Below are 13790 nucleotides of genomic sequence, written 5' to 3'. Positions count from 1 at the left end.
TTTTTTTTCAAGCAGAAGCAGGCATACGAGGTCGAGTAATGTGACTGGAGTTCAGAGGTGTGATTTTCCGATCTATGATCGGCGACCACGGCGTCTACGTGTTCCGCGAGAGCCCCGAGTTCGCCGTCGCCGTTGCCCCGACCCCGGCACCGGTGCCCGAGGACCAGCGCCGCATGCTCCTGGAGGGCACCCGGATCACGGTGCCGACCGCCGAGGTCGACGAGTTCCTGGCCGACTGGTCGCCACGGCTGCGCGGAGCCCTCGGCCTGGTCAGCTCCGACGGCTCGGTGGAGCTGCCCGAGCGCACCCCGCCCGAGCTCGTGCTCACCGCGACGTTCGAACCGGCCCGCGCGCCGCGCACCGACGACCGCGTGCACCTGCACTGGCGCTGGCACGTCGACGGCCGGAAGGACCCGGTGTCCCTGCACGGCCCGCTCCCCGACCTCTCCAGGCTCCGTGCGGCCGACGACCCGGCCGGCGGTCCCGTCGCGGACCCGGCCGCGGCGGTGGAACCGACCACGGCGACGACGCAGGCCGACGACCCGACGCGGGCCGGGCCTCCCGTCCGCCCTGCCGGACCGGGTGCCGGACTGGACTGGTTCCAGGACGGCACCATCGACGGAGCTGACGTCGCGGTCTTCGCGAACGAGTTCCTGCCCGAGCTGCCGTCGCTCGGCGTCCGCACCGTCGTGCAGGGCGAGCGGCTCGACTACGAGCGGTTGAGCGGGCGGCCGCACATCCGCGTGACGACGATGCCGTCGGACAAGCACGACTGGTTCGACCTCGGCATCATCGTCAGCGTCAACGGCAAGCAGATCCCGTTCACGCCGCTGCTCACCGCGCTCGCGAGTCGGCAGCGACGGCTCAAGCTCGTCGACAACTCGTACCTGTCGCTGGCCGACCCCGCGTTCGACCGGCTCAAGGAGCTCATCGACGAGGCCCGTGACCTGGACGAGTGGGAGCCCGACCAGCCGATCGCCGTCACGCCCCTGCACGCCGGGCTGTGGTCGGAGTTCGACCTGCTGGCCGACGAGACCTCGCACGACGAACGGTGGCAGGCGATCGCCTCGGGGCTGCTCGGGGCGACTCTCCCGGGGGACGTCCCCGTGCCGGACACCGTGCACGCCGACCTGCGGCCGTACCAGCACGCCGGGTACGCGTGGCTGTCGTTCCTGGTGACGCACGGCATCGGCGGGGTGCTCGCCGACGACATGGGGCTCGGCAAGACGCTGCAGGTGCTCGCGATGGTCGCCGCCCGTCGTGCCGCGGAGCCCGACGCTCCCCCGTTCCTCGTCGTCGCGCCGACCTCGGTCGTCGGCAACTGGGCGGCCGAGGCGGCGAAGTTCGTGCCGTCGCTGCGGGTCGCGACGGTGACCTCGACGTCGCTGAAGGACCCGGGGCTCGTCGCCCGGACCGCCGCTGCGTCGGACGTCGTCGTCACCTCGTACGCGCTGCTCCGGCTCGACGCCCGCGCCTGGACCGATCTGCCGTGGTCGGCGCTGGTGCTCGACGAGGCCCAGTTCGTGAAGAACCCGCAATCCCAGACCCACCGTGTGGCCTCAGAGCTGCAGGCACCGGTGAAGTTCGCGATCACCGGCACGCCGCTCGAGAACGGCCTGACGGACCTGTGGGCACTGTTCCACATCGTCGCGCCCGGGCTGCTGTCCACCTGGACCCGGTTCGGCGACGACTACGTCAAGCCCCTCGCCTCCCCAGACCTGCGCGGCGAGGCCCGGCAGGAGCTCACGGGGCGACTGCGTCGACGGATCCGGCCGCTCATGCTCCGCCGCACGAAGGAAGCCGTCGCGGCCGACCTGCCGCCGAAGCAGGAGCAGGTGGTCCGGGTCACGCTCGACCCCGCGCACCGGGAGCTGTACGAGCGCACGCTCAACCGGGAGCGCCTGAAGGTCCTCGACCTGATCGACGACCTGTCGAAGAACCGGATGATCGTGTTCCGATCGCTGACGCTGCTGCGGATGCTCGCGCTGTCGCCGGCGCTGGTGTCGTCCGGGGTGTCCGGGTCGGCGTCATCGGACTCGCCCCTGTCGCCGGCGACGCCGATCCCCTCCGCCAAGCTCGACCTGCTGCTCGACGAACTCGAACAGCTCGCGGCAGAGGGCCGTCGCGCCCTGGTGTTCAGCCAGTTCACCTCGTTCCTGCGGATGGTGTCCGACGCCCTCGACGCCCGTGGCATCGGCTACGAGTACCTCGACGGCTCCACGCGCAAGCGCCCCGAGGTCATCGAGCGCTTCCGGCAGGGCACCGCCCCGGCATTCCTCATCTCGTTGAAGGCCGGCGGGTTCGGGCTCACCCTGACCGAGGCGGACACCGTGTTCGTGCTCGACCCGTGGTGGAACCCCGCCGCCGAGTCCCAGGCCGTCGACCGCACGCACCGCATCGGGCAGACCCGGTCGGTCAGCGTCCAACGGTTCATCGCCGAGGACACCATCGAGGAGAAGGTCCTCGCCCTCGCCGCGCGCAAGGCCGAGCTGTTCGCCACGATGATCGACGACGACGCCCTGTTCGCCGACGACCTGACCGCCGACGACATCCGCTCCCTGCTGACCTGAGCCACTGCCCCCCCCCGTTCGACCCGCACACCACGTTCCGCCCCGCACCACCGTTCCGCCCGCACCACCTGGAGTCCCACCGCATGACGTCCCGCCGACGCCGCAGCCGCATCACCCTGACCTCCGTCCTCGTCGTCCTGGCTCTCGCCGTCGGTGGCTACGCCCTCGACGCCACCGGGGCCCTCGGCCCGGACGCCGACGCCGCGGGCACGACCGCGGCGGGCGGCCCCACGGCCGTGGAGACGACCACGATCGGACCGCAGCAGGCGTCGTCGGGGGCGAGCCCCGCCTCCAGTCCGACCGTCAGCCGCGGAACCGACGCCGACGCGGTCCGTGCACGCACCCAGCTCGCCGATCTGCCCGTCAAGGGCAAGGCGGCCGGCACCGGCTACGACCGCACCGGCGACTTCGGCAGCGCCTGGCTCGACGTCGACCACAACGGGTGCGACACCCGGAACGACGTCCTCGCCCGCGACCTCGCCGACATCACCCGCGAGGGCCGCTGCAAGGTCCTCACGGGCACCCTCGTCTCGCCGTACACCGGGGCGACTGTCGACTTCGTCCGCGGCAACACGACCTCGACGCTCGTGCAGATCGACCACGTCGTCGCGCTCGAGAACGCCTGGCGCACCGGAGCCCAGCGGCTCACCGAAGCCGAACGGCAGGCGCTGGCGAACGACCCGGTGAACCTGTTCGCCGTCGACGGCCGGTCCAACTCGCAGAAGGGCTCCGGCGACGCGGCGACCTGGCTCCCCGCGAACAAGGCGTTCCGCTGCACCTACATCGAGCACCAGGTCACGGTGAAGGCGAAGTACCGCCTGTGGGTGGCTCCGGCGGAGCGGGACGCGATGGTGCGGGTGCTCGACGCCTGCTGACGCTGGCACCCCCTGGAGGCACGGCTCGGCCCGCCGTGTCCGACGACCGTGACAGCATGGCTGGTGTGCGTAGCGATCAGGCCAACGGATCAGCCTTCGGCCGCGGCGTCGACAAGGCCCCGCCGACCGCGGCCGTCGAACTGCGACGGCGGATGGCGGCTTCGCCCGCGGGCTTCCTGCGCAGCGCGGCGTGGGTCCCCTGGAAGCCGGCGGGCACCCCGGAGGCCGGCAGTGTCGCCCACGTCATGATCCGGGACAAGCCGTTCGTGCCCGTCTTCACCGACCCGGCCGAACTCGCCGCCGGTCTGCCCGAGGCCGAGGGGCGTCCCGTGCCGATGTCCGAGCTCGTGTCCGCGCTGCCCGAGGAGTTCGGCATCGTGGTCGACCCGACGAGTGCTGCCGACGCGAACTTCCTGCACGCGGACGTCCTCGCCCAGATGCGGGCGCAGATGCAGGGCGGCGTCCCGACCGACGACGACTGACCCGGACTGTCTGCGGCTCGAAGCCTTCGTCGTCAGGCAGCCGCCATCGCCGTCGCGGCGACCGCCCACCAGTACCCGAGCAGACCGCCCGCCGGAACGGCCAGCACCGCGAGGACCCGAGCGCGGCGCATGAGGCTCCGACGGGAGCGCGCGTCGGCGATCTCGTGTTCGAGCCGTTCGAAGCGCTGCACGTGGCGGAGGGTGTCGTCGATGACCACGGCATCCACGTGCCAGGTGCCCCGTTCCTCAGCCAGCATCGACAGGAAGCGCACGGCTTCGTCGGAGTGCACGCGGGGAAGCCCGCAGATCCAGCTGCCCACACGCTCGGGCTCGAGGATCACGGCCGCCGGCGGCTTCTTGCCGAACCGGATTTCGGCGGCCTGGACCACCAGGATCGGCTGCACGAGGATCGGACCGCCCGCTGCAGCCGACAGCAGTGCGGTCGCACGCTCTCCCTCGGCCAGCGCGCGGTGCAGGTGCGGCGTCCGCTGGCCGTTCACCATCAGCGTGCGTCCGCCCGCCCAGACCGCGTGACCGGAGTGGTTCTTCGTGTTGATCGAGAAGACACCGGTCGGACCGACGACGACGTGATCGATGTCCGTGCTGCCCTTCCCGACCGGGACAGCGTGCAGGACCGTGCAGTCCGGGCCGAGTGCCTCGAGCTGGGCCGCGACCTGCCGCTCGCCGATCGCTCCCTTGAACCACGAACGGGCTTCCGGCCGGAGCGGGTCGTGCCCCCAGAACCGCTGCCAGGTCGTCAGCGCGGGGCCCTCGGCTTGGATCGCGAGACACTGCTGCATCACGGCGTACCCGGGCTTGCGGGCGCGGAGTGTCAGCGGCGCCGTTCCCTTCGGGCTCGGACGGTCCGCGGTGATCGTGTGTTCCCCCATGCCTCCACCGTTCCAGGACGACGTCTGGTCCGGCCAGCCCTCGTTCTGGCGTCACGGCGCGGCGGGTGGCCCCATGGTTCCGTGCGGTTGACGGTTCTGGTTCATGATCCCCGGGGTTCGCGAACCAGAACCGTCACGCAGCGCTGACTCACCCGGTGTGCTCCGCGACGACCACCCAGGTCACGGAGACCACGATCGCCATGACGGTCGCGGTGCTGACGGCGACCGCCCATCCCTGCGACCTCGTCCGTCGAACCCGTGCGGCCAGGACCGCGCCCCCGACGAAGACAACGACGAGCACGATGCTCTCGACCAGGCTGGGGAGCCACGCGACCCACGGCGAGCACGGACGCGTCGACGTCTCCCAGTCACAGCTGTACTGCGACAGTCCGGCGAACACCCACCCGATGAGCACAGCGGCGATCCCAGCCAGCGCCGTCGCGACGAACAGCGAGACGGTCACGACGAGATCAGCCGTGGATGCCCGAGAGCGCCACGGCGACGGGCGGCTCGCCCAGTCCTCCAGCATGTCCCTTGCCTTCGCGGTCAGGCTCGGACGGCCTGCGGGCGGGGCTCGACGAGCTCGATGAAGCGGGACAGCAGCGAGAGTCCCGCGATCGACGGGGGCAGCCCCGTGGTCAGCGCGGGCGAGTGCACGAGGTACGCCGCCCACTTCGCCCGCGAGATCGCCACGTTCAACCGGTTTGGCATGAGCAGGAAGTCGAGGCCGCGCGGGATGTCCGCCGCACTCGACGCCGCCAGGGACACGATCGACACGACGGCTTCGCGGCCTTGGAACAAGTCCACCGTGCCGACCTGGGTGCCGGTGAAGCCAGCGCGATCGAGCTCCTGCCGGATCAGTGCACCCTGCGCGTTGTACGGCGCGACCACGATGACGTCCTCGTCGGTCAGGGCGCGGGTGTCGGAGCCGTCCGTCCACGTGCGGCCGACGACGTCACCGACGAGCGCGACGACCCGGGCGGCCTCCTCGGTAGAGGACGTCGTGTTGCCCGTGTGGACGACCGGCACGGGGTGCACCCCGGCGTCGATGCCGTCGAGGTACCTGCCGGAGACCATCGAGGCCAGTTGCCCGTCGTAGGACAGGGCCGAGACGGACTCGGTCAGTGCGGGCTCCATGCGGCGGGTGCGAGCGAGGAAGTACCCGAACTCGGGCGGCAGGACGTGCTGGCCGTCGGCGAGCCAGCCGAGCGCTGACTCGTCGACGGGCTCGGGGTGCGAGCCCTGCGACACCTGGGGCAGCTGCTGGGGATCCCCGAGCAGCAGGAGCCGGGTCGCGGCGACGGACGAGGCGATGGTCGGCGCGAGGGAGAACTGTCCGGCCTCGTCGACCACGAGCAGGTCGAGGGACCGGCGCTCGATCGTCGACTCGTTCGCGAACGTCCACGCCGTGCCACCGACGACACCGCCCGTGCCCGAGGCCTCGCACGAGGACAGGAACGCGGCGACCGCGGCACCGTTCTTCACGGGCGTCCACGCGGCGGCGTCGAGCTCGTCCTCGGTCGCACCGGACTTCGGCACCTTCACGACCCGGTCCGCGGGGACGCCGGCCTTGACCACCGAAGCCAGGAAGTTCTCCGACGTCGCGTGGGACTGCCCGACGACCCCGACGCGCCAGCCGTACTCGCGGACGAGCCGGGCGACGACGTTCGAGCCGACGTAGGTCTTGCCCGTGCCGGGAGGCCCCTGGATCGCCAGGTACGAGTGGTCGAGGTCGAGCAGGGTCGACACGACGGCCGACACCGTGTCGTCGCCATGCACCGGGACGATCCGGCCACGAGGAGGCACACGGCGCAGCAGGTCGAGCGCGGGGTCGGGCAGCATCTCGGGCAGCTCGTCGAGGACGGCCTGGCCCCACCACGCGATCGCCTCGGGCTGGGGCTTCGCACGGGGCGGCGCCGACGGGGCGAGCGCCACGGGGAACTCGTGATGCGGCTCGCCACCGACGGGCAGTCCTTCTTTCACGAGCACCTCGACGGCATCGCCGTTGTCTCGGACGTCCACGATGACGGCGCGCGACGACGCGCCCTTCGACCCCGGACCCGGAGACACGACCGATGGCGGAAGTGGGTCGTCGTAGACGAGGTGGGGCGTGCCTCCAGGCCGGAGCCGCGAGCCGGGCGCGAGCGTCCCCGACAACCGGAGTTCCCGCGACTGCGAGCGGGCACGCGGCAGCGTGTCCCAGTCGCGCTCGACGGACGCACGCTCCACGACCAGGACGTCACGCGTGTCGGCCCAGTCGTCGACCGGGTTCCGCAGGCGGTCGAAGTGGTCCTGCCAGAAGGTCTTGGCCTCGCGGCGGTGGTAGTCGATCGCGGCTGCAGCGAGCGCCAACGCGGTCTGGTCGGGAGTGCGGTCGAGGGCGTCGAAGTCCTCGAGTTGCGCGGCCAGGGCGACGTACACCGGGTTCGGCTCGCGCTCGACGGGGATCGGCGGGACCTCGAGCTCGAGCGCCGGGTCGGCCGCGTCGGGGTCGACGGTACGCAGCGAGCGGAGCCAGTCGCGCAGGCGCAGGGTCGAGCGGCAGTCGTAGGCGTTGTAGTCGGCGACCTGGTCGAGCATCCGCTGCCCCTCGACGGCGTCACCGTTCCGGAGTTCCTCGATCGCGTCGACGTAGGCGGTGATGCTGTCCGCGGCGTTCGTGACGTCGCTCTCGCGCAGGTCCGACCCCATGTACAGCGGCTCGAGCTTCTTGATCGAGTAGCTGTGGCTGCCGACGACCAGGGCCTTGCGGACGATCGGGTACAGGTCGACCAGGACGCCGGCGCGCAGCAGGTCGTCGACGGCCTCTTCACCCACCCCGTGCCGGGCGGCGAGCGACAGCAGGTGCGTCCGCTCGTAGGCCGCGTAGTGGTAGATGTGCATGCCGGGGTACTGCTCGCGCCGCGCCTGGATGAACGCGAGGAAGTCGACCAGCGCCTGCCGCTCATCGCGGATGGTGTGCGCCCAGAACGCCGTGAACTCGGCCTGGTCGTCGACCAGGCCGAACAGGTAGTCGAGGCCCCAGTGCACGCCGTCCTCGGTGTGCAGCGGGTCGCCCTCGAAGTCGAAGAACACGTCGCCCGGGTCGGGCGCCGGGATCGCGTCGAGCGCGCGGGCGTCGAGGACCTCGAAGCGCGGCATGACGGGCTGGTCCGGCAGATCGGCGCCCTTCCGTCGGGCGTCTTCCGACTCGATCTGGAGGCTCGCCTGCCGTACCAGCCGATCCTGCGTCGCGCGGGACAAGCCCGGTACTGCCCGGGTGCGGACCGCCAGGTCGTCGATCGTCCGCACCTCGTGCTTGATCAGCTTGGCCCGTTGGTCGAGGCGCATGCCGGCGACGAGGACAAGGTCACGGTGCTCGGCGACCTGCGTCGAGCAGACGGCGCATCGGCCACAGCTCGAGTAGCGCGGGTCGCCCCATCGCAGCGGTTCGTCTGCCGCGATGCGCTCGGCGATGACCCGCTGCAGCTCGGCGCGCTGCGTGCGGTACACCGGCGCGATGTCGGCGAGGTCGTGCGTGGTCGTCGTCCGGTCGCCGAGCACCAGGTGCACCTGCCCACCGGTGGGGATGCCGTGCGCCTGCATCTGCTCGGCGTACGCGGCGAGCTGCAGCAGGGCGCTGATCTTGGCGTGGCGGGCGAGCTTGGTGTCGTACACCTCGTACTCGCCGCGGTCGTTGCGGATGATGAAGTCCGCGAAGCCGATGAAGCCGGGCGCGTCGGCCGAGGGTGCTGCGTGGAACGTCGGCTGGTACAGCACGTCCGCGCCCTCGGCGAAGGCCTGTCGCGCTTCGGCTGCGGCGCGCGCGTAGTCCGGCGGGGCGGGGCGGTCGAACTCAACGACGTCGCGGGTCTGCTTGAGGATCTCGAGGTAGTCGAGCTCGTGCTGGTCCCCCAGCCGAGCCGTGCGCTCGAGCATGTCGTCGTGCGCCTCCGGCAGCGGTTCCCCGCGACCGAGCTTGGCGTCGAGGCGGCGGAGGAACGCCCACTCGCAGGCCGACCACGTGCTCAGGTCACTCGGGCTGAGGATGGGCTGCCCGTCCGACGTGATCTGCACGAAGACAACCGTATGGGCATCCGCCGACGAACGAATCAGTCGTCGAAAGCGAGGTCTCCGGGTCGGGTCGCATCGGCGGCGCCCTTCAGGCCTGTCTCCTGCAGCCGTGCATGCAGTTCATCGCGCAGTTCGATGGCGAGGATCCAGTACCGAGGAGGGTCACCTGCACTTCGCTCGAGGTAGCGATTACACGCTTGGATCATGGCGGTCAACGCTCTTTGCGCTTGCTCGTGCCGAACAAGCTTCGAACGGGTCTCCCGGATTCGCTCACGCACCGACAGAACGCTCACGTTCAGCTGCGGAAAATCTTGCCCGTTCTCTGCGTCGGGGATCAGCCGCGGTCCGTCGATCGCGAATGCGCGTCGCTCACCCAGCTCTCGGATCAACTCGTTGATCGCGGCTTTCTCCACCCTGCTGCGCTCTCGTCGGTACGCGACATAGCCCAGGCCAGCGGTGAAAGCCGCCCCGACCACTGCGCCAAGCAGCGCTCCCATCCAGTCGAAATCCATGATTCCCCCTTGCTCGATGGAGCCTCAACTTTATCCCGGTGCCTTCAGAAGGCGAATGGAACGAACCGCGGGCCGTCGTACCCGTCACGCGTGACGTGCGCGGTGAAGTCGGCGAGCGAGCGGACCCAGTGGCCGTGCTCGCCGTACAGGGCCTGGTAAACGACGACCGGCTCCTCGGTCTCGACGTCGCGGGCGACCAGCAGCACCTCGTAGTCGTTGCCCTTGAAGTGGCGGTACCGGCCGGGCGTGACATCGCTGTTCATGCGCATGATCGTACGGTCAGGAAACCCGGCGCCCCGTACTGTGGACCGCGTGAGGGAACTGGACGACACCGTCCGTCGAGCGCGGCGCCGGACCATCGTGATCGCGCCCGTCGGGTTCGTGATCGGTGCACTCGCCGGCGTGCTCCTGACCGCCGGCGATCCAGGGTCCACGCGATTCCTCGCCAGCCTCGGCATGGGCTTGAGCATCGGCGGACTGGGCGGCGCCTTCTCCCTGCTGCCCACGACCCTTCGGCTCGGGCGTGAGATGCAGACCCCAGGGCGGACGTTCAGCCAGCGCGAACGTCGCACGATCCTCCGCGCCGTCTACTCGGGGCGCCCGATCGAACCGCGGAACTCCGATCTCGCGCTCCGAGCCCGCGAGTCGGCCCGAGTCGCGTCCACGACGCTGCCGGTCACCCTCGCTCAAACCCTGTTGCTGTTCGCCGGGATCGCGGGCCCGCAACTCCCGAACCTGCTCCGCGACGATGCTTGGAGCGCCGGCTTCAGCCGCATCTTCGTCGCCGCCATCATCGTGGCGAGCGTCGGCTTCAGCATGTCGTTCCGGCGGAACATCCGAGGCGCCCGCCGGTACCTCGCGGCATCCCGCGAGCCCTGACTCTGACTCTGAACCGCGCCCCACTCGACGCCTCCACCGTCCTGGCCGAGGAAGGACAATGTCCGTTCGGTACGGTGTCCGACGGAGGGGGAACGATGAGCGACAGCATCAACACATGGGGCGGGACCGGTACGAAAGAACACGAGACACCGCTGTTCGTGGTGCGGCGGCCGAGGTTCCCGGGAGTGATCTTCACCGTCCTCGGCGGGGCTGGAGTCGTCATCGGCGTTCCCGGCATCGTCCTGCAGCAGGTGTTCGCACCGGGCGCCGACAGCACCGCCTTCGGCTTCCTCGCCGGCCTCGGCGCGGCGCTGTGGCTGCTCGGACAGGCACTCGCCGCAGGCCGGATCGACGTGTACGACCGGCACTACGACGTGAAGTCCGGATTCGGCCGTCTCCGTCGTCGCGAGGTGGACGACATCCACACGCTGCGGTACGGGTCCCAATCGAACGGCGGACCGACGTTCATCAGCCTCACCGCGTGGAACGACCGGAGGAAGAAGCAGTTCATGGTCTTCACGATCTACCGCGGGTACGAGGAGTTCACCAAGTGGATCGCTGAGCGCCGACCCGAACAGTGGGCGGAGTGCGAGCGGCTCGGCATTCCCGATTAGGCCGGTCCCGCCGCGGCTCGCGACGTGACAGTCTGACGAGCGGCAGGCGAGCGCGAGCACCACCGCAGGATCTTCCTCCACAGGCGACGACCGAGCCGACGGAGTCCACCACCCCCGAGCCACCCGGCCGTCATCGACCGGTGTCTCGGCATGGTCGTGACATGGAGACCTGGGTTGCAGACGACGCGCGTCGACTGCACATGGCACGGTTCGGCCGACGTGACACCGCACCGGAACTCGCCGTGCGGCGCGAGCTGCACCGCCGTGGCCGCCGGTTCTTCGTCGACCGACAGGTGAGTCCCCGCTGCCGCGTCCGTCCGGACCTCGTCTTTCCCCGAGCCCGGATCGCGGTCTTCATCGACGGTTGCTTCTGGCACCTCTGTGAGGAGCACACGCACCTGCCGAAGGCGAATGCCGAGCTGTGGCGACGGAAGCTCCTCGCCAACTGCCAGCGTGACGTCCGCAACCAGGCGATCCTCATCGCGGAGGGCTGGCGCGTCATCCGCTCGTGGGAACACGACGACGCCGTCTCCGTCGCCGACCGCGTCGAACACGAGCTCGATCGCTGGGCTTCCATCGCCCACCAGCACCGCAACAGCCCCTGATGCGCTCGCGTCACATCCGGTCACGTTCGCCGGCTCGTCACCCGCCGGGCGTACCGTCACCGCATGACCGTCGGAACCGCCGTCGCCGTGCTCGTGGGGATCCTCGCACTCGCGACGGTCCTCGGGCTGCTCCTGCGCCGACGCACCGGCCGTGCCGTACCCGCTGGCAGCAGGACCGGCTCGGACGGCCCACGTGCCGACGACCTCGCACCGGAGAGCGACTACGGCTCCGCCGCCACCCTCGTCCAGTTCTCCACCCCGACCTGCGCCCGCTGCCCGGCCACCCGCCGCCACCTCGACGCCCTCGCCGCCCGACACGACGGCGTCGCTCGACTCGAGATCGACCTCGCCGAACGCCCCGATCTCGCGACCCGCTTCAACGTCATGCAGACCCCGACGGTCTTGCTCCTCGACGCCGACCGCTCCGTCCACACGCGGTTCGGCGGGCCACCCCGCCCACCCGAACTCGCCGCAGCCCTCGACACCGTCCTCGCCACAAGCGCCACCGGCCCCCAGGAGTCCCGATGACCACCACGAACGACCCTGCCCGCGGCATCGACCCGCGCTCCCCACGCTTCGGCGCAGCCATCACCACGGTGCTCCTCGCCGCGACGATCGTCCTCACGCTGATCCCCGAGACGTGGGTCGCCGGCATCGTGCTGCTCGCGGTCATCGTCGTGCTGTTCGCCGTCGGAGGCATCGCCGGCATCCGCCGACACCCCTACGGCGCGCTCTTCCGACGGGTCGTCCGCCCGCGCCTCGCCCCGCCCGCCGAACTCGAGGCCCCGGAACCGCCGACCTTCGCCCAGCAGGTCGGCCTCTTCGTGACCGCCGTCGCCCTGCTCCTCGCCCTGCTCGGCGTGCCGTACGCGGCCCCGATCGGAGCCGCGGTCGCCCTGGTCGCCGCGTTCCTCAACGCCGTCTTCGACGTCTGCATCGGCTGCCTGCTCTACGTGTGGCTGGTGCGCGCGGGCGTCTTCCGTCCGCGGCGCGGCGTCGCCTGACGGCGTCCGGCCTGGAGGCCCGCCGCACCTCGACAACACCGCCAGCGTCCGACGGGTGCTCGGCTCCAGAACACGGCTCTGCCCCGCCCCGTAGGGTGAGCGGGTGGGGGAAGACGAACGAATCATCCGGCGCGCGTGGCGTCGTACCGCCCTGGTCGTGTCGATCGCCGCGGTCGCAGGGGCAGTGGCAGGTTGGGCAACCTCGCGGGACGAGGACCCCTGGACCGTCGCCCTGGCGATCTTCACGTGCGTCGCGGTGCTGGTCGGCATGGCCGGGATGCTCTCGTTGCTCCCCGCCAGTGCACGCGCGTCGTCGATCATCACGCAGGCGACCGAGGACCTGACGAGAGACCGTCGCAAGATCATCACGAGAGCCATCCGCTCGGGCGTTCCGCTCGCTGAGGACGCAGGCCCGGAACTGCAACACCGCGCGCTCACCCTCGCCCGCGGGACCACCGTGTTCAACGGACTGATCCTCGTCCAGAACCTCCTGCTGTTCGCAGGAGCCGCCGCTCCCCAGTTCGCCCGGGTCGTCACCGGCGATGGTAACGCGATCATCAGCCGGATCTTCCTCGCGCTCTTCGTCATCGAAGTGGTGTTCGTCGCGCCGTTGCTGGTCGTCCGAGGCCGCCGAGCTCGGCGCTACGCGGACGCCGCCACCGCCGACAACGATCGCCGCACCGACACTCCGGTCTCCGTCGCATGACCACTGCGACGGAGGCACCAGAGACACCCGAGGCGATCGCCCGCCGAGCCTGGCGCCGGACGGCTTGGATCATCCTGGCCGGAGCCGTGGCCGGCGCGATCATCGGGGTTCTGCTCGAGCGCGTGAGCCCAGGACCGGGATGGCCCCTCGTGATCGTCGGGTGCACCGCGGCTGTCGGCGGACTCTCCGGAGCGTTCTCGTTGCTCGCCACCAGCCTTCGCCTCTCTCCGCAGATGCAGGCGCCCCTCGCAGGGCTGTCGCGCTTCGGCCGCAAGACCCTCTCGCAGGCGATCGCCAAGCAAGCCCCGATCGAACCGGCTGACTCCGACCTCGCTCGACGGGCGTTCGACCTCGCTCGTCTCCGCGCCGTCTCCCAACCGATCGCGCTCGGCCAGTTCTTGCTGCTCTACCTCGGCATCGCCGGACCGCAGCTCCCGAACCTCGTCGACGACGACCCCTTCTCTGCCGTCTTCAGTCGAATTCTCTGTAGTGCTCTCCTCGTCGTGGCTGTCGCTCTGTCCCCCGTCGTCCTCCGCCGGATCCGGGCTGCCCGACGCTACGTGCAGGCGGCCACCGAAGCAGCCGCCCGCCAGCGCTGAC

At 70.6% G+C, this 13790-nt stretch carries 15 protein-coding genes; 10 read left to right on the top strand and 5 right to left on the bottom strand.

The window, feature by feature from the left end; translation table 11 throughout:
* The first annotated feature begins 74 nt into the window (after positions 1-74).
* The 3 genes from H7A73_RS12960 (at position 75) to H7A73_RS12950 (ending at position 3927) form a co-directional block, all read left to right on the top strand.
* Positions 75-2570 carry a DEAD/DEAH box helicase gene (locus H7A73_RS12960; RefSeq protein WP_182066334.1) on the top strand — a complete coding sequence of 832 codons (2496 nt, stop codon included), beginning with the start codon at positions 75-77 and terminating at the stop codon, positions 2568-2570.
* A gap of 83 nt (positions 2571-2653) precedes the next feature.
* Complete coding sequence (locus tag H7A73_RS12955; RefSeq protein ID WP_259362883.1) at positions 2654-3445, top strand: HNH endonuclease family protein; 792 nt, start codon at positions 2654-2656, stop codon at positions 3443-3445.
* A gap of 56 nt (positions 3446-3501) precedes the next feature.
* The gene (locus H7A73_RS12950; protein ID WP_182066333.1) at positions 3502-3927 is read left to right on the top strand and encodes an SseB family protein; all 426 of its coding nucleotides are present in this window, start codon (positions 3502-3504) and stop codon (positions 3925-3927) included.
* Between the two features lie 32 nt (positions 3928-3959).
* Here H7A73_RS12950 and H7A73_RS12945 read toward each other — a convergent pair whose 3' ends face one another.
* The 5 genes from H7A73_RS12945 to H7A73_RS12925 all read right to left on the bottom strand — a co-directional run bounded on the left by H7A73_RS12945 (position 3960) and on the right by H7A73_RS12925 (position 9645).
* Entirely contained in the window at positions 3960-4817 is an 858-nt protein-coding gene (locus tag H7A73_RS12945; RefSeq protein WP_182066332.1) for a nuclease-related domain-containing protein, read from the bottom strand.
* Between the two features lie 148 nt (positions 4818-4965).
* Positions 4966-5346: a hypothetical protein gene (locus H7A73_RS12940; RefSeq protein WP_182066331.1), complete on the bottom strand. Its 381-nt coding sequence runs from the start codon at positions 5344-5346 to the stop codon at positions 4966-4968.
* 17 nt (positions 5347-5363) lie between these two features.
* Positions 5364-8873 carry a TM0106 family RecB-like putative nuclease gene (locus tag H7A73_RS12935; protein WP_182066330.1) on the bottom strand — a complete coding sequence of 1170 codons (3510 nt, stop codon included), beginning with the start codon at positions 8871-8873 and terminating at the stop codon, positions 5364-5366.
* Positions 8874-8908: 35 nt separating this feature from the next.
* On the bottom strand, positions 8909-9382 hold the full coding sequence (locus tag H7A73_RS12930) for a hypothetical protein (protein WP_182066329.1): 474 nt from the start codon (positions 9380-9382) through the stop codon (positions 8909-8911).
* A 44-nt stretch (positions 9383-9426) separates the two neighbouring features.
* Positions 9427-9645 (bottom strand): DUF1653 domain-containing protein, encoded by a 219-nt coding sequence (locus H7A73_RS12925; protein WP_182066328.1) that lies wholly within the window; start codon positions 9643-9645, stop codon positions 9427-9429.
* 49 nt (positions 9646-9694) lie between these two features.
* On the opposite strand from H7A73_RS12925, the gene H7A73_RS12920 reads away from it, so the two are divergent.
* The 7 genes from H7A73_RS12920 to H7A73_RS12890 all read left to right on the top strand — a co-directional run bounded on the left by H7A73_RS12920 (position 9695) and on the right by H7A73_RS12890 (position 13789).
* Positions 9695-10261 carry a hypothetical protein gene (locus H7A73_RS12920; protein WP_182066327.1) on the top strand — a complete coding sequence of 189 codons (567 nt, stop codon included), beginning with the start codon at positions 9695-9697 and terminating at the stop codon, positions 10259-10261.
* Positions 10262-10356: 95 nt separating this feature from the next.
* Entirely contained in the window at positions 10357-10875 is a 519-nt protein-coding gene (locus tag H7A73_RS12915) for a hypothetical protein (protein WP_182066326.1), read from the top strand.
* A gap of 161 nt (positions 10876-11036) precedes the next feature.
* Positions 11037-11480, top strand: a complete 444-nt coding sequence (vsr, locus tag H7A73_RS12910; RefSeq protein ID WP_182066325.1) for a DNA mismatch endonuclease Vsr — start codon at positions 11037-11039, stop codon at positions 11478-11480.
* Between the two features lie 63 nt (positions 11481-11543).
* Positions 11544-12008 (top strand): TlpA family protein disulfide reductase, encoded by a 465-nt coding sequence (locus H7A73_RS12905; RefSeq protein ID WP_182066324.1) that lies wholly within the window; start codon positions 11544-11546, stop codon positions 12006-12008.
* Positions 12005-12484: a DUF4395 domain-containing protein gene (locus H7A73_RS12900; RefSeq protein WP_182066323.1), complete on the top strand. Its 480-nt coding sequence runs from the start codon at positions 12005-12007 to the stop codon at positions 12482-12484. The genes H7A73_RS12905 and H7A73_RS12900 overlap by 4 nt, the downstream gene beginning before the upstream one ends.
* 103 nt (positions 12485-12587) lie before the next feature.
* The gene (locus H7A73_RS12895; protein WP_182066322.1) at positions 12588-13190 is read left to right on the top strand and encodes a hypothetical protein; all 603 of its coding nucleotides are present in this window, start codon (positions 12588-12590) and stop codon (positions 13188-13190) included.
* Positions 13187-13789 carry a hypothetical protein gene (locus H7A73_RS12890; protein WP_182066321.1) on the top strand — a complete coding sequence of 201 codons (603 nt, stop codon included), beginning with the start codon at positions 13187-13189 and terminating at the stop codon, positions 13787-13789. The genes H7A73_RS12895 and H7A73_RS12890 overlap by 4 nt, the downstream gene beginning before the upstream one ends.
* Position 13790: the final 1 nt, after the last annotated feature.

Source organism: Curtobacterium sp. ME12 (assembly GCF_903970855.1).
Classification (GTDB): domain Bacteria; phylum Actinomycetota; class Actinomycetes; order Actinomycetales; family Microbacteriaceae; genus Curtobacterium; species Curtobacterium poinsettiae_A.
The sequence above is the reverse complement of the archived record's forward strand: the minus strand, read 5'-3'. Positions and strand labels throughout refer to the sequence as shown.